9 protein-coding genes are annotated in these 16692 nt (G+C 38.6%); 5 read left to right on the forward strand and 4 right to left on the reverse strand.

Annotated elements, in window-relative coordinates:
• Positions 1-144 precede the first annotated feature (144 nt).
• Positions 145-6876 carry a LamG-like jellyroll fold domain-containing protein gene (locus tag ACSHZO_RS10715; protein ID WP_298247634.1) on the forward strand — a complete coding sequence of 2244 codons (6732 nt, stop codon included), beginning with the start codon at positions 145-147 and terminating at the stop codon, positions 6874-6876.
• Between the two features lie 7 nt (positions 6877-6883).
• Here ACSHZO_RS10715 and rsmG read toward each other — a convergent pair whose 3' ends face one another.
• Positions 6884-7513 (reverse strand): 16S rRNA (guanine(527)-N(7))-methyltransferase RsmG, encoded by a 630-nt coding sequence (gene rsmG / locus ACSHZO_RS10720; protein ID WP_298247635.1) that lies wholly within the window; start codon positions 7511-7513, stop codon positions 6884-6886.
• Between the two features lie 158 nt (positions 7514-7671).
• Here rsmG and ACSHZO_RS10725 point away from each other — a divergent pair, with 158 nt between their 5' ends.
• Complete coding sequence (locus ACSHZO_RS10725; RefSeq protein WP_298247636.1) at positions 7672-8859, forward strand: pyridoxal phosphate-dependent aminotransferase; 1188 nt, start codon at positions 7672-7674, stop codon at positions 8857-8859.
• A 63-nt stretch (positions 8860-8922) separates the two neighbouring features.
• On the opposite strand, the gene ACSHZO_RS10730 is transcribed toward ACSHZO_RS10725, so the two are convergent.
• Both ACSHZO_RS10730 and trkA read right to left on the reverse strand, forming a co-directional pair.
• Positions 8923-10419 (reverse strand): TrkH family potassium uptake protein, encoded by a 1497-nt coding sequence (locus ACSHZO_RS10730; RefSeq protein WP_295181163.1) that lies wholly within the window; start codon positions 10417-10419, stop codon positions 8923-8925.
• On the reverse strand, positions 10419-11768 hold the full coding sequence (trkA, locus tag ACSHZO_RS10735) for a Trk system potassium transporter TrkA (RefSeq protein ID WP_295181161.1): 1350 nt from the start codon (positions 11766-11768) through the stop codon (positions 10419-10421). The genes ACSHZO_RS10730 and trkA overlap by 1 nt, the downstream gene beginning before the upstream one ends.
• Positions 11769-11899: 131 nt before the next feature.
• Between trkA and ubiE the strand changes: the two genes are divergently transcribed.
• Positions 11900-12628 (forward strand): bifunctional demethylmenaquinone methyltransferase/2-methoxy-6-polyprenyl-1,4-benzoquinol methylase UbiE, encoded by a 729-nt coding sequence (ubiE, locus tag ACSHZO_RS10740; RefSeq protein WP_298247637.1) that lies wholly within the window; start codon positions 11900-11902, stop codon positions 12626-12628.
• A 4-nt stretch (positions 12629-12632) separates the two neighbouring features.
• A complete protein-coding gene (locus tag ACSHZO_RS10745) occupies positions 12633-13340 on the forward strand; it encodes a porin family protein (RefSeq protein ID WP_298247638.1) in 708 nt (235 codons plus the stop codon).
• On the opposite strand, the gene ACSHZO_RS10750 is transcribed toward ACSHZO_RS10745, so the two are convergent.
• Positions 13327-14067, reverse strand: coding sequence for a TrmH family RNA methyltransferase (locus tag ACSHZO_RS10750; RefSeq protein WP_298247639.1), 741 nt, complete (start codon positions 14065-14067; stop codon positions 13327-13329). The two genes, ACSHZO_RS10745 and ACSHZO_RS10750, sit on opposite strands and share 14 nt — an antisense overlap.
• A gap of 135 nt (positions 14068-14202) precedes the next feature.
• Between ACSHZO_RS10750 and ACSHZO_RS10755 the strand changes: the two genes are divergently transcribed.
• A complete protein-coding gene (locus ACSHZO_RS10755; RefSeq protein WP_366878185.1) occupies positions 14203-16662 on the forward strand; it encodes a BamA/TamA family outer membrane protein in 2460 nt (819 codons plus the stop codon).
• The last annotated feature ends 30 nt before the right edge of the window (positions 16663-16692 follow it).

Here is a 16692-nt window from a genome sequence, read left to right on the forward strand (position 1 = left end):
TTCTTACAAGATCATATTCACAGTACCAAATTTTATTTAGATTACTGAATTAAAGACTTTTATGACATTATTTTTACCATATACTTAACGCTTTTTATCGAATTTATATTACTTTTACCGATGAAAATCTAGATCGGTAACCTTATGAAACAAATTACTATTGGACCCCAACTCCAATTTGTACTTTTTTCGCTATTGTTTTTTTTCTCATCTGTAGTATTAGATGGGTCAGAATTACATGCGCAAACCATAAATGCAAATTCCACAAATCCCACCTGCGAAAATTCTGCAGATGGCTCTATTACGATCAATGTTAGTGGTGGAACATCTCCCTATACATACAACTGGACAGGAACTGGAGTTAGTACTTCAGCTCAGAATCAATCAAATCTTACACAAGGATCCTACACCGTTGAGGTAACTGATAGTTCAGAACCAGCTCAATCTACTTCAAAAACTTTTACACTTAATGCTGTAGACAACGAAGATCCTGTTGTTCAGACTAAAAATATTACAATCCAACTGGACGATACCGGCAATGCAAGTATTACTACTTCAGATATTGATAATGGTTCCTCAGACAATTGCGCTATCGATAGTATAAGCTTAAGCAAAACTATTTTCGACTGTAATGATATAGGAAGCAATTCAGTAACGCTAACTGTCTCCGATAAATTTGGGAACTCCACTTCTAAGACTGTCACAGTTAATGTGGAAGATAATATAGCTCCAATAGTACAGACTAAGAATATTACCATTCAATTGGATGCTTCAGGTAATGCTAGTATCTCAGACGACGCCGTGAATAATAATTCCACTGATGCCTGTAGTAGTATAAGCTTTGATACAGATATCACAGATTTTAACTGTTCTAATATCGGAGCTAATTCTGTAACCCTTACTGTTACCGATGAAGAAGGTAACTCAGCTAGCAAAGATGCCACCGTCACTGTCGAAGATGACATCGCGCCTAATGCCATTGCTCAAAATATCACTGTTCAGTTAGATGCTTCAGGAAACGCTTCCATTACCGCTGCTGAAGTTGATAATGGTTCAAGCGATAATTGCGGAATCAAGGATTTGAGTCTGGATATCACAAGTTTTGATTGTTCTAATGTTGGAGCCAACAACGTGGTATTAACCGTTACCGATGTAAATAACAATTCCAGCACCTCCAATGCCACTGTTACTGTTGAAGATAACATCGCTCCTAATGCCATCACTAAAAATATTACAGTTCAATTGGACGCTTCGGGAAATGCTTCTATTACCGCTGCTGAAGTTGACAATGGTTCAAGAGATAATTGCGGAATCAAGGATTTGAGTCTGAATAATACAAATTTTGATTGTAATAATGTGGGGGCAAACAGTGTGGTGTTAACTGTTACCGATGTAAATAACAATTCCAGCACCGCTAATGCCACTATTACTGTTGAAGATAATATCGCTCCTACTGCCATTGCTCAAGATATCACTGTTCAGTTAGATGCTTCAGGAAACGCTTCTATTACCGCTGCTGAAGTTGATAATGGTTCAAGCGATAATTGTGGAGTTTCCAACTTAAGTGTGGACAAAACTAATTTTAATTGCTCCAACGTGGGCGATAATACGGTTATTCTAACAGCTACTGATGTAAACGACAACGTAAGCACTACCACTGCCACGGTAACCGTTCAGGATAATATAGTACCTGTTATAAATGCAGTATCCGCTATTACTTCCGATAGTTCAGAAGATAATTGTTTCGTAAGATTAACCATACCAAACCCAGGGGCGACCGATAATTGCCAGGTATCAAATCCTGTTGGAAACAGGGATGATGGCCAAAGCCTTGACGATCCTTTCCCTATTGGTATTACAACTATAACCTGGAATGTTACAGATGAAAATGGAAAGGTTGCAGAACCTGTAACGCAAGAGGTCATTGTTGAGGATAAAACCTTGCCGATAATTGATCACAACGGTGACAAAGATGTTTTTAATGAGCCTAATACATGTGCAGCTACTGTAAATGTTTTAGCAACGGCGGAAGACAATTGTGAGGTGAGTTCTCCAGTTGGTGTTAGAAGTGATGGGCTGGCTCTTACAGATCCCTATCCTGTAGGTTCAACCGATATTTTCTGGAATATAACGGATGAAAATGGTAACGCCGCTATAGAAAAAGTACAGGTTGTAACAGTCCAGGATAACGAAAAGCCTGTGGTTCCAGTTCTTGAAGACATCACGGCACAATGTTCCATAACCTTAACTCCACCCACAACGACCGATAATTGTGACGAGGAAGTTGTTGGCTCTACTGGTGTTGCTCTTACTATTGAAGAATCAACCACTGTTTTTTGGATATTTACAGATTCCTCAGGGAATAGCACTACTTCAGTACCACAGAATATCGTGATTGCTGATACGGAAGCACCTGTGCCAAACATTACCAATTTACCTAGGAAATCTATTACTGGATGTCAGATCTCCAGTATTGATGAATTGGATATTCCTACTGCGACAGATGCTTGTGATGGTACTATTACAGCTAGCTTAAGCGAGGACTTTGAATTCCCCTATTTATTCTATGGCACAAGAACGGTCGATTGGATCTATACAGATATTAGCGGAAATGTTAGTATTCAAACACAAGAAGTTGAATTAAAAGAAGCTAATGTCGATGGAGGGAATTTAACTGGTGAATATTTATCCACAACTTATAATGACCAAATTTTAATAACTTCTTGTGGCGAGCAAATAATTATCGATCTTGAATTAAAAGGACAAATCGGCAATATTGTTTTATGGCAGAAGCTTGCTATTAATAAAATGATTTGGGAAGATATTCCAGGAACAGCTAATACTACTAATTATGCTGCTATATTTCAAAGTGGAGAGTTAGAGTCTACATATTATAGAGCTGTAGTTAGAGATGGCACCTGTATAAGATATTCGAATTACATATATTTAAGAGCAGTTCCTCCAGGCGATACCCCTACGGTAACTTACGAAGTAGGGTCTAATATAATTTGCTTGGGAGAAACAATTGAATTTACAGGATCAATAGAAAGCTCCTCCCTGCCAGAAAATGCTTTACCTGGTGATACCGGGCAATTTAGTACTGGTCAAATAAATCCAAATAATCCAGATTCATGGTTAGTCGATAACGAAACTGGCGGTTTATCTGCAGGAGGAAATAATACCAAAACTGGAAATTGGTCCGTTACAAACCCAAAAGAATTTGGTGGTATAAAACAAGGCAAGGATAAAGTTCCAGGAATTGAAATGACTAGTGGAGATCCAAAATTCGCTATAGCTCAAGGCGATATTACTACAACATTAGAAACACCAAAATTAGATTTCTCCGATTCAGATCTCAAAACAGTAAGTCTTGAGTTTGACCAAGCATTTTATTTTGCACAAGGTGACGTTGCAAAAATTGAAATATCGTTTGATGGAGGTCAGAATTATAACACTACTATAATTGAATATCATACAAGTGGTCAACCGGAATTAGGTTGGCTAGAAGCCAGATTATGGGAGTCGAAGGGTGACTCGACGGCAGATTACTACAATTTTGAAGGTGACAATACTACCATAGAATTAGAACCCTTTCTTATTAATCAAGATAATCTTAGCCAAATAAGAATCAGATGGACTTTCATAGGTACTAGCTTTAAAAGTGTCTGGGTTATGGATAACATGGAGGTCAATAAAACCGACAAAATCGATGCGGAGATAGAATGGACAGAAGGAATTGGAGATCCAGATGAAAATCCTATTGCCACGGCAGATAATGAGGTTACTATTACTATCATACCTGATACACCGGGAATTCACGAATATGGTGCTACTGCAAGAGTTGCTGGCTGTAGAACCTACGACGAGGAAGGAACTAATCTAGTTCAGGTGCACGTCTCATATCCTTATGCCGGAAAGGATATTATATACTCACCCGAAGAATGTGGAAATAATAAGGTACAATTAAATGCTTATGACAATAGGCTTACCGCAAATGAAAATGCTAGTTTGGGCGCATATCCAGGGAATGTGATAAATGGTGTAACTCCAGCTCCAGAAAATTGCAAAAATTGTGATGCACCAGGGACCATGGTTGAGGGTATGTGGTCAATTGTGGATGGTCCAACCAATAACGCATGTTTTACTGCAATTTTCAGTAATCCAACCCATCCGAATAGTACCTTTAACGGACCTTCTGGCACATATACTTTAAGATGGACCTTAGCTAATGGATGTTTTGACGAGGTGGTTGTTACTATTTCTAACTGCGACAACGTTAATTTTGATGGTGAAAATGATCATGTCGATTTCGGCAATAATTATGATCTTGATGGGGCTTTTAGCCTTGAAGTTTGGGTAAAGCCAGAAACTCTTACTGGAGAGCATACTATTTTTTCTAAACGAGAGGGTGACTATTCAGGTTCTGCTCATGGATATGACTTAAGGATTACCAACAAAACTGTCTCATTTAACTGGGATAAAAATGGTTCTATTTCCTCTCCTCATAGGATAACCGACAATAGCAGGTGGTACCATATTGCACTCACACATACAAGTACTGGCGAATATCGTCTATACATAGATGGCTTGCTGATGAAGAACACTGGTGGGCCTGCTCCAAATGCCAACAATTATCGAGCAATATTAGGAGCTATGTATGTGGAAAACTCATTAGAAAGCAGAGATTTTTATCACGGCTGGATGGAAGAGTTCAGAATCTGGAATGTTGCTTTAACACAAGACCAGATTAAATTAATGATGAATCAGCATATCACTAAAGGTGCAGATGCTGAAGTTATTGGTGAGGTTATTCCAGTTGCTACTGGATTGAACTGGAGTAACCTTGAGGCGTATTACCGAATGGATAACATAAGCTGTGGAAACCTGGATGCATACACGCTTGACGGCTCCACATTTAAAGGCAATTCTGGAAAACTATTGAATATTACCTCTCCTCAACAAACTACTGCACCGCTCCCTTACGAATCGTCCAGTAATGGGAACTGGGATAGTATGAGTACATGGCTTTATCCAGATGTATGGGATGCGCCAAACTCAAAGGGTATCAATGATCAAATGATCAATTGGAATATAGTGGTTGCAAAACATAACATCACGAATGCCACAAGAAATATCAACTTACTCGGCTTAGTATCACAAAGTGGTACCATCGAATTTGATGGTACAACGAACACAAATACTGGTAAAGGTTCTGGTAACGGTCTATTGATATCTCGTTATCTACAACTGGATGGTGTGATAGATCTTAACGGAGAATCCCAATTAATACAGCCAGAGGGTAGTATTATTGCTCCAGAAAGTTCTGGGAATTTACAGATAGATCAGCAAGGAAAGGCAAATAGCTACAATTACAATTACTGGACTTCTCCTGTCTCAAATACTGATACACCTAATTTAAATGGTGGTTTCGCTTTAAGTAACGTTCTGTACAACGGAGCGAATCCATTTACTTTTCAATCTAATTTCCACGCCGCAGATGGAAATGATATTGTAATAAGTTCCTATTGGTTATATACTTTTAGCGGAGATGCAGATGATTATTTTACATGGCTGCAATTCGATGAAACCTTTAAACTAGAACCAGGAATTGGTTACAGTATGAAAGGAACTTCAGGTGCTGCAGATTTGAACGTTCACCAGAACTATACCTTCCGTGGGATGCCAAATAATGGAGATATTTCTTTAGCGGTGGGAGAGGATCAGAATCTACTTACCGGTAATCCTTACCCTTCTGCAATAGATTCAGAAAAATTCATTGAGGATAATGCGATACAACAACAAAATTTCAATGGCTCACTATATTTCTGGGATCATTTTGGTAAGATCGACAGTCATTATCTAGAAGAATATGTAGGTGGATATGCTGTATTGAATAAATCTGGTTCGGTATCTTCAGCCAGTTCCATTGATTCGAGAATTCAAACGGAGACAGATCTTCGAGGCTCTAAAAAACCAGGAAGATATATTCCGGTTGGTCAGGGCTTCTTTATAAATACTCAGGGAGCTTCGAATCCTCAACAAATCACATTTAAGAACAAATACCGTGTATTTGTCCCTGAAAGTTCAGGAGACTCTCAATTCCATTCACAGGAAGAGGATCCGAAGAAATCGGCGGAGAATGAATATGAAAAGGACACCAGGCATAAGATTAGATTAAAGCTGGAATCTCCTAAAGGTTACCACCGACAAATTCTTGCAACGGCAGATGTCAATACTACCGATGGTTTCGATCTTGGATACGACGCACCGCTTATCGAAAACAATGTAGAAGACCTATACTGGATGATCGATGAAACTGAATTTGTTATTCAGGGTGTTCCAGACTTCAATAAAACGAGAGTTCTGCCTATAGGTTTCAAAATTGCTGAAGCCGGTGAGTATACTATCAAGATCGATGAACTGGAAAATATTCAAAATGATATCGACATATATCTTTTGGATACAACAAACGAAGAGTATCACGATCTGATGAAATCTGATTATACGGTGAGTACAGATAGTATTGGTGTTTTCAACGAGAAATACCAGATCGTCTTTCAGAAGCTTGAAGAGGAAGTTTCCGAAGAGGTTGTAGAGGAAAAACCTGAAGTAATTGAGGAAGAAGGCCCGGAATTTCTGGATATGAGATATTTGCGTCAAACCGATGAGATCGCGCTGTACAATCCAGACCTTCAGAATATAGATTTCGTTGAACTTTACAGTGTTTCTGGACAAAAGATCATGACCTTCAGGGAAATTCCTACTGAAGAGTCCATCAGTCTTCGAATTCAGCAGAAATTGAGTTCTGCAGTCTATATTGTTAAGATCTATGTTGGTGATAAGAGCTATTCCAAAAAGGTGATTATAACCAAATAATCAGGAATTAACCTTTATATTTCATGGGTAAATAGACTACTTTCTTGGTATCATAGAAGTCTTCTTCAAAATAATCGGACAGTTCAAAGATCTGGGCTGTCCGGTAATCCTGTAGTTCTTCTGAAAGATCACCACCTTTTAGATATAAAATTCCGTTCCTGAAATCGTGCCTGCTCTCCTTCGCGATCTTCCCTTTTACCCAGCGAACAAAAGTTGGCATGACTGCTACAGCTCTACTTACGATAAAATCATACTGACCCTTTAAATCTTCTACTCGCTGATTATAAGTGGCCACATTCTCGAGTCCCAGACCTTCTGAAACCTCATCGACCACTTTAATTTTCTTGCCTATAGAATCTACAAGATCAAATTTAGTTTCGGGATGCAGGATGGCTAAAGGAATTCCTGGAAACCCCCCGCCGGTTCCTACGTCAAGAACTCTTGATCCTGGAAGAAACGCCTGAACCTTTGCTATTCCCAAAGAATGTAAAACGTGGCGAATGTATAATTCGTCAATATCTTTCCTGGACACCACGTTAATTTTAAGGTTCCAGTCTTTATATAATTCTTCCAGTTTTTCAAACTTCTGAAGTTGATCATCAGTTAAATTTGGGAAATATTTATTTATTAGTTCCAAAGCATTCAATTTTCAGCAAAAATAGGCATTTTTTTATGTCCATTTTTTCTGAATAAACAGTAGCTGAAAATTTTAATATTATAACTTTGAAATGTTTCCGAAGCAAATGCTACATTGAAGTAAAGGAGCATTTTCAGAATCATTAAAAAATTAAAGACATGCAGGAAAAACTATCGAACCGAATAAATGCGATGGCAACATCCCAAACACTTGCAATGGCTGCGAAAGCCAGAGAATTGAAAGCGGAAGGGAAGGATATTATTGGCCTAAGTCTTGGAGAACCAGATTTTAATACTCCAGATTTCATTAAGGATGCCGCAATACAGGCCATTAATGATAATTACAATTCCTATACGCCGGTCGATGGTTATGTTGAATTGAAGGATGCTATTATTTCTAAATTTAAAAGAGATAATGATCTTACCTATGATCGCTCACAGATTGTTGTCTCAACCGGTGCCAAGCAATCCCTGGCTAATGTAGCTATGGTTGTTCTTAATCCTGGAGACGAGGTACTACTACCCTGTCCTTATTGGGTAAGTTATGCTGAAATTGTAAAACTAGCAGAAGGTGTTCCAGTGGAAGTTCCAACCAGTGTGGAGACCAATTTTAAGATCACTCCAGAACAGCTGGAAGCTTCTATCACTCCTAAAACAAAGATGATCTGGTATAGTTCTCCTTGTAATCCTAGTGGAATGGTTTACAGTAAGGATGAATTAAGAGCACTTGCAGATGTACTCAAAAAATATCCGGATATTGTGGTGGTAAGTGATGAGATCTATGAGCATATTAATTTTGTAGGAGATCATGCTTCCATGGCTCAATTCGAAGATATGTATGACCGTACGGTAACGGTAAATGGTGTTTCAAAGGCATTCGCAATGACCGGATGGAGAATTGGATATATTGGAGCTCCGGCTTACATCGCTCGAGCCTGTAATAAAATGCAGGGACAAATCACCAGTGGTGCAAACTGTATTGCACAGCGTGCTGTGATCACTGCTCTGGAAGCGCCGGTAAGTAAGATTAGTCATATGATCGATACTTTTAAATCAAGAAGAAAGTTGATTATTGATCACCTGAATGAGATTGACGGATTTGTTACTACCAAACCTCAGGGAGCATTTTATGTGTTTCCAAATATTTCGGCCTTCTTCGGAAAGACGATCGATGGTACTAAAATCGAAAATGCAAGTGACTTTTCGATGTTATTATTAGAAAAAGCGAATGTTGCCACAGTAACTGGTGAAGCTTTTGGAAATCCTGACTGTATTCGTATTTCATACGCTGCAAGTGAAAGTCAGATTGAGGAAGCTATTAAAAGAATAAAAGAAGTATTATCATAATTGCAATTATGCACAGAACAAAAAAACCGGCTTTCGCCGGTTTTTTTGTTCTATAAATTTAGATTATCTGTTACGCCAGAAGAAAGGCGTTAATATGATAAGCACAGTAAATAGTTCCAGTCTACCTATGAGCATTAAGAAAGCTGACCACCATTTTCCAAAATCTGATAATATGTCAAAATTGTTCACGGGACTTAAACCTCCAAAAGCAGGTCCAATATTCCCAAGAGAAGATGCAGCACCTCCAATAGCCGTTTGAAAATCCAGTCCCATTCCTGCGAATACTACTGCTCCAATGATAAAGGAGAGCATATACAGTATAAAAAAGCCCAGGATATTAAAAACGATCTCCTTACTAATCGACTTCCCATTGAATCGTACAGGAAGAATTGCATTAGGATGTAAGGTTCTCTTAAATTCTATGATTCCGTTCTTGATCATGATAATATGCCGCATCACTTTTACTCCACCTGCAGTACTCCCTGCGGAACCACCCAAAAAGAATAATCCGAAATAGAGAATAGTTAGAAAAGGAGTCCACATCGTATAATCGGCAGAAACAAATCCGGTAGTGGTAATCACGGTTAAAACCTGGAACAGAGAATGTCTGAAGGCACTTTCGGCTTCACCCCAAACCATTGGATGTTCGATACTTGAAATTGCAACATCTGCCTGGAAATAGACCACCAGTGCTGAAATTGCCGTAAAACCGAAGATGAAAAACATATACCATTTAAACTCATCATCATGTAGAATTTTCTGCACTTGACCCTTAAAAGCAAAATAACTCAGTACAAAGTTACTACCCGCGAGCAGCATGAAGAGAATGATAATATACTGAATTGCAGGATTATCGTTCCAGTAAGCCAGACTGGCGTTTTTTGTAGAAAACCCTCCTGTAGATAAGGTACTGAAAGCGTGATTGATGGCGTCAAAAAATGTCATTCCAGCTACCCACAATAGAATAGTTTCGGCTACTGTATAGGAAACATAGATAAGCCATAGACGCTTGGCGGTATCTGTAATTCGAGGCTTTAATTTATCTGCGCTTGGACCAGGGGATTCAGCAGAGAATAGCTGCATCCCTCCTATTCCAAGCAACGGCAGGATCGCAATGGCCAAAACGATAATTCCCATTCCGCCAATCCAATGAGTTAAACTTCTCCAGAATAGAATACCCTTTGGAATCGCTTCAATATCATTAAGAATGGAGGCACCGGTAGTGGTGTATCCAGACATAGTTTCGAAAAACGCATTTGTAAAAGTTGGTATAGACTCACTAATGAGGTAAGGGAGACTACCACTTAGGGCCATAAAGATCCATCCAAAAGTTACAATAATATAACCTTCTCTTTTCTTTACCTCCTTACTATGGCCACGGGTAGTGAACATCAGCAAGGTCCCCGTAAATAATGTTACAAGAGCAGCGGTTGAAATTTCAAGAGTTACACCGTCATCGTAAATATAACTTACAAGGGTTGCTAAAAGCATAAAGCCACCATTACACAGCAGCAATAATCCCATCACATGAAGAATTATCTGATAATTCAATCTGGGCATTAGAGGAACAGTTTTTCTACTTTGTTAATAGATCTCGGTAGACAACAAACCACAATTCTGTCTCCGGGTTTGATAAGAAAATCACCTAGAGCGATTAAACCTTTTCCATCGCGAATAATTCCACCAATTATTGCTGAACGTGGGAAATCCAGATCCTTGATCTTTTTATTTGAAACCTGAGAATTTGGTTTTACGATAAACTCCAGAAGCTCGGCATTCATATTATTCAGCTTGGTCATCGCCACGACCTCACCTTTTCTTACATAACGGAAGATATTATTGGCAGCCAGTAGTTTCTTATTTATAAGAGTATCTATTCCAATAGAGTGACTTAGCTGAAAATAATCCATATTCTCGACCAAAGAGATAGTTTTCTTAACGCTTTTGGATTTGGCTACCAAACAGGACATAATATTAGTTTCTGAATTTCCTGTCACAGCAATAAAAGCATCCATATCATGGATGTTTTCTTCTTCCAGTAATTCAACATTGCGACCATCTCCGTTGATAATTAATACGTTGGGAAGTTCATCAGCCAGTTCGTATGCTTTTTCACGATCTTTCTCTACCAGCTTTACATTGAAATTATTACGACAAAGATCCTGTGCTGTTTTTCTGCCAATCTTACTACCCCCAAGAACCATTATATTCTTGATATCCTGTCGAACTTTCCCCGTCAGTTTATATAATTCCTCTACACCATTTTTTAAAGTGATAAAATATACCTGATCACCTTCTTTAAATTGGGTATCTCCTCTAGGTATCAATGTATACTGTGTTCCAAATCTTTGAATTGCAATAGGAACAAAGTTTAGTTCTGGAAATATCTTGGCTGCTTCCTTTACTGTCTTTCCTACAAAGGTCGCAGTTCTGGATAAACTCACTCCGATCATGGTTAGTGCACCCTCTTCAAATTCGTAGCTATCATTGAACGCCGACTGGTTCAGCAGCAATTCGATTTCACGCGAAGCAAGAGCTTCCGGAGAAATAAGTTCATCTATCCCGAAACGAGTGAATCCCAGTTCTCCCTGATTTTCGAGATATTCGGTATTTGAAATTCTGGCGATCGTTCTTTTAGCTCCAAGCTGCTTGGCCAGTACACATACGGTAATATTAGTTGCCTCACTTGAGGTGACACTAATTACCATATCTGTATGTTTCACCTGCGCATCCTTTAATATCCTGATGGAACTGGCATCGCCTTTAATAGTCCTAATATCCAAGTGAGTATCAGCATAAGCAAGATTATCTCTGTTTGGGTCAATTAGCGTAATATCCTGAGATTCAAAGGAAAGTAATTTAGCTAAATGAAATCCTACTTCACCTGCGCCGGCGATAATTATTTTCATATAACAGCTTCAAATTGTGGAAGCAAAGTTAAGTTATTTTGCAGAAAGGAAAAATCTCTTTTCAGAGATAAAAAATCGGCTAATATCCGTTATTTTCCACATATCAGTTATCTTTGAAACAAATTTCACCTATGAGTAAGAAAGTTACTCCATATAAAGACTCGCAGCTCACCAAAAAAAAGCAGGTAGAACAAATGTTCGACAATATATCTGACCACTATGATGGGCTTAACAGGGTTATTTCTATGGGAACCGATGTTAGCTGGCGAAAGAAGGTTGTTGCTGCAGTTGCTGCAACAAATCCAGATAGTATCCTTGATATTGCTACCGGAACTGGCGATCTGGCCATTCAAATGGCTAATACCGGGGCGTCTAGAATCGTTGGTCTTGACCTGTCTGACGGAATGTTAAGTGTTGGTAGAAAAAAGATTGCTGCTAAAGAGCTGGATGTTGAAATTGAGATGATTCAGGGGGATTCTGAAAATTTGCCATTTGAAGCTGACAGTTTTGATGCAATTACAGTTGCCTTTGGGGTTCGAAATTTTGAAAACCTGGAACTCGGACTATCAGAAATATTTCGTGTTTTAAAACCTGGTGGGATTTTCGTGGTTCTGGAAACTTCAGTTCCAACGAGATTTCCATTTAAAGAGGGCTATAAGATATATTCATCTATGATATTACCGGCTATAGGAAAGTTATTTTCGAAGGACAAGGATGCATACTCCTACCTGAGCGAGAGTGCTGCAAGTTTTCCTTATGGTAAGGAGTTCAACAATATTTTGTCAAAAACCGGGTTTACTAATGTGAGAGACTTACCTCAAACTCTGGGAGTCTCCACTATATACATTGCTTCAAAGTAGATACATGAAGAAATTTTTTATAATTGCCCTTTTTCTATTCATTTCAAATGCATCATTCGCCCAGCTATTTTCAGGTGAGAGTGTTGTAAACCAACCTAATATTGATAATGCTAGATGGTCATGGGGTTATTTCCTAGGATTTAATAGCTATGATTTTGATTTCGACTATATCAACTATAATCCAGATCCAGTAACGGGTCAGGATTTTAGAGTTGGAACTAGAACTGGTTTCAACGTCGGATTAATCGGAAACTTAAAATTACACAACAATCTAGATCTTAGGCTAGAGCCTGGTGTAAACTTTAATACGAGAGACTTTCAAGCGTTAAAGGCAGATGAAGGTACTTTCAGGGAAATAAGCGCTACATATGTTCATATACCACTCTTGCTAAAGTTCAACGCTAACAGACTTAATAACTTCAGGCCTTTCGTGACCGGTGGACTTTCTACGTCGATCAATCTAAGTAGCAACGAGAATAATCCTGATGACAATTCTGCCGGGCAATTCCGCATGAAAACTAATACATATTATTACGAGATTGGATTTGGTATAGATCTGTATTTATACTACTTCAAACTAACGCCATCAATTAGAGGAGTATTTGCAATTAATGACGAATTAGTACGAGATGAAGACCCCAATAGCATATATACGGGCAACGTAGATTCTATGTCCTCAAGAGCAGTTTTTATCAACTTCACTTTCCAATAGACTCCTGTCTTCGGAATTCCGCAAGCGTAATAGCTGTTGCCGTAGCCACATTAAGACTTTCAGTATTTTGCTCCTTTCCATATTGGGGAATGCTTATCTTCTGCTTCACTAATTTCTGAATTTCAGAAGAAATGCCATTTGCCTCATTTCCGAAGATGACAAAACTTTCTGAATCTAACGCACTTTGATAAATATCGGCACCCTCTAAAAGAGTTCCGTAAATGGGGAAAGATTGTTTTTTAGAAATAAATTCATGCAAGTCTGTATACACAATATTTACACGGGACAGAGAACCCATACTGGCCTGTACTACTTTGGAATTAAAACAGTCTACTGTATCTCTGGAACATATAAGATCTGTGATCCCAAACCAGTCGCAAAGCCTGATGATCGTTCCAAGATTTCCAGGGTCTCGAACGCCATCCAAAACTACCTTTAAACCATTTTCTGCTATCGGTAAGTCTTCTCGCATTCTGAAAACTGCTAGATAATCTGGAGCCGTAGTCAGGGAACTTATCCTGGCCAGATCGACTGAGTTCGCCTCATAGAAATCTTGCTCGTGAACCTCATCTAGATTACCTGAGCCAAATAATGCATATAATTCAAAATCAGATCTTAAAAACTCTTTTACCCCTTTAATTCCTTCAACAATGAATAGCTTTTCACGAAGCCTGTGCTTTTTTTGAGAAAGACTTTTTATTAACTTAATCTGGCTTTTGCTTACCATACAAAAAATGTATTTTTGAGCCCTAATCGATTATACTTGACACGGCTTCTCGCAAAAATATTATTATTTTTTTTAACGACTGTTCTTATCCTTAGCTGTAATGCTGTAAAACGATTAGAAGCCGATCAAAATTTATTGGTTAAAAACGAAATCTTTGCCAATGACGAACTAGTCAAGGATTCCCGAATTAAGAATCAGCTTTACCAGGAACCTAATACCAAACTATTAGGTTTTCCGCTTAGACTGCATTTCTACAATTTAGCACGGCCCGAAATTGACAGCATCCTTACAGAAAAATTTCTTGAGAACGAATCCAGAAGAAAGCGTCTCACAGCAATACTATCCAAAAAACAATTTGATCAATACATTTATTCCAAAAAGGAGTTTAATCAGTGGATCAAAAGAACTGGAGAGGCACCTGTCGTTTTGAATAAAGAACAAGCCGATAAGTCTGTCAACCGTTTGAAATCCTGGTACTGGAATAATGGCTGGTTCAATGTAGAAGCAGATTACAAGGTGTTGCCTATAGAAAATAAAGAAAAACGGGCTAAAGTAGAATACTATATCAAACCGGGAAAGCCTTACACGCTGGATTCCCTTACTACAGAAATTGCTTCACCAGCTCTGGATAGTCTTTACCAATCTAACAAAACCGAAAGTGAGATCATAGCTGGCACCCAGTATAACACTATAGCTTTCAACGAAGAAAGAGATAGATTATCAGACCTTTTTAGAAATAATGGCGTTTATAATTTTGATCAGGAATATATTAGTTTCGACGCAGATACTGTGGATACAAACCACAGATTGAACACTACTCTGATCATCAAGAATGAGCGGAATAATATAGGAGACAGTATCACAAGAACACCCTTCAAGATCCATACGATAAGTAAAGTAAAGATCTTCACAGATTATAGTTTCGCTAACCGTAACATGCCGATTCTGGACAGTGCTACTTATCGGCGTTATGAGCTGTTTAGTTTTGATGAAATGCGCTACAAACCCGAAGCGGTCACCGATGCTGTTTTTATAAGACCTGGCATGATCTATCGTGATCTCGACAGGACAAGAACCTATAACAGACTCAATTCACTGCGAGTTTTTAAGTATCCCAATATTCAGTATACTCCAGATCCTTCAGATAGCACCAATACTAAATTGATCTCTAATATTTTTCTTAGTCCGCTTCCAAAGTATTCACTTGGTTTCGATTTTGATGTATCACAAAGTAATATTCAGAAATTCGGTATTGGATTTGGAGGTTCCTTCCTGATCAGGAACATTTTTGGCGGACTGGAGAATCTTGAATTATCCGGTCGCGGCAGTATAGCATCATCAACAGATGCAGCCGCTAGCGCTGATAAAAACCGTTTTTTCGATATTACTGAAGTTGGTGCCGATCTAAAGCTGACCCTTCCGAGGATATTTCTACCTATAGATACGGAAAGGCTTATTAAGAAATACATGGCACCTTTTACCAGTATGAGTCTTGGATTTAGCTCCCAGCGAAATATTGGTCTGGATAAGCAAACGTTTTCAGGAATCCTGAATTATAACTGGAATCCATCCAAACAGCTTACTAACAGCCTCGATCTACTCAATATCCAATACGTTCGAAATTTAAATACTGAAAACTACTTTAATGTCTATCGGAATTCATTTGAAGAATTAAATTCTATTGCACAGCGAAGTAATTTTAACTTCAGCACTCCGGGAAGTGACCTGCAAATCCCGGAAGAGGCCGATGGTTTTATAGACTATGTCATTAACGAGGACAGAACCAACACGGGACTCGAAAATGAAGACTATTTGAATACGCTAGACATATATGAACGAAAACTAAGACTCACTCAAAATAACCTTATTTTCGCCTCCAGCTACACCTATCTCTGGAATACGAGAGAGAACCTTTATGACAGAGAGTTTTCCCGATTCAGGTTCAAACTGGAAACCGCAGGGAATGTTCTATCTGCCCTTTCAAATGTTTTTAACTATCCTGTAAACGACCAGGGTAATGAGAAAGTTCTTGGGGTGGCTTATTCACAGTATGTGAAAACCGAACTGGATTTTATCAAACACTGGGATCTCGGTAATGACCAGATCTTTGCCGTGAGAGCATTTGGAGGAATCGCTATTCCATATGGCAATGCGAATGATATTCCAATTACTAAGACTTTTTTCGCCGGCGGCCCTAATGACAATCGTGCGTGGCAAGCTTATGACCTTGGACCCGGCAGCAGCGGTAGTATTCTGGAATTCAATGAAGCTAATCTTAAACTTGCCTTCAACGGAGAATATCGCTTCGGAATCTTTGACCAGTTCAAGGGTGCCTTATTCGTAGATGTTGGAAACATCTGGAATGTTCTCGACTCCAGGACTTCTAAAGATGTAGTTTTTGAAGAATTTTCAGATCTTGAGGAATTAGCTGTTGGTAGTGGATTTGGACTTCGGTATGACTTTAACTTTTTTGTCTTAAGATTTGATATCGGCTTTAAAACTCACGATCCAGGACAACCTGAAGGAGATCGATGGTTTCAGGAGTATAATTTCAACCATGCTGTTTATAACGTAGGAATCAATTATCCTTTCTAAGCCAGTTTATTTTCTTATTTTTGTGAACAT

The sequence above is a fragment of the Christiangramia sp. 3-2217-3z genome (genome assembly GCF_051195275.1).
Lineage (GTDB): Bacteria > Bacteroidota > Bacteroidia > Flavobacteriales > Flavobacteriaceae > Christiangramia > Christiangramia marina.

Bases quoted from the DNA above. Each gene is read 5' to 3' on its own strand.
- ACSHZO_RS10715 (WP_298247634.1), top strand. From the start codon at position 145: ATGAAACAAATTACTATTGGACCCCAACTCCAATTTGTACTTTTTTCG.
- ACSHZO_RS10725 (WP_298247636.1), top strand. From the start codon at position 7,672: ATGCAGGAAAAACTATCGAACCGAATAAATGCGATGGCAACATCCCAA.
- ACSHZO_RS10730 (WP_295181163.1), bottom strand. From the start codon at position 10,419: ATGCCCAGATTGAATTATCAGATAATTCTTCATGTGATGGGATTATTG.
- trkA (WP_295181161.1), bottom strand. From the start codon at position 11,768: ATGAAAATAATTATCGCCGGCGCAGGTGAAGTAGGATTTCATTTAGCT.
- ubiE (WP_298247637.1), top strand. From the start codon at position 11,900: ATGAGTAAGAAAGTTACTCCATATAAAGACTCGCAGCTCACCAAAAAA.
- ACSHZO_RS10745 (WP_298247638.1), top strand. From the start codon at position 12,633: ATGAAGAAATTTTTTATAATTGCCCTTTTTCTATTCATTTCAAATGCA.
- ACSHZO_RS10750 (WP_298247639.1), bottom strand. From the start codon at position 14,067: ATGGTAAGCAAAAGCCAGATTAAGTTAATAAAAAGTCTTTCTCAAAAA.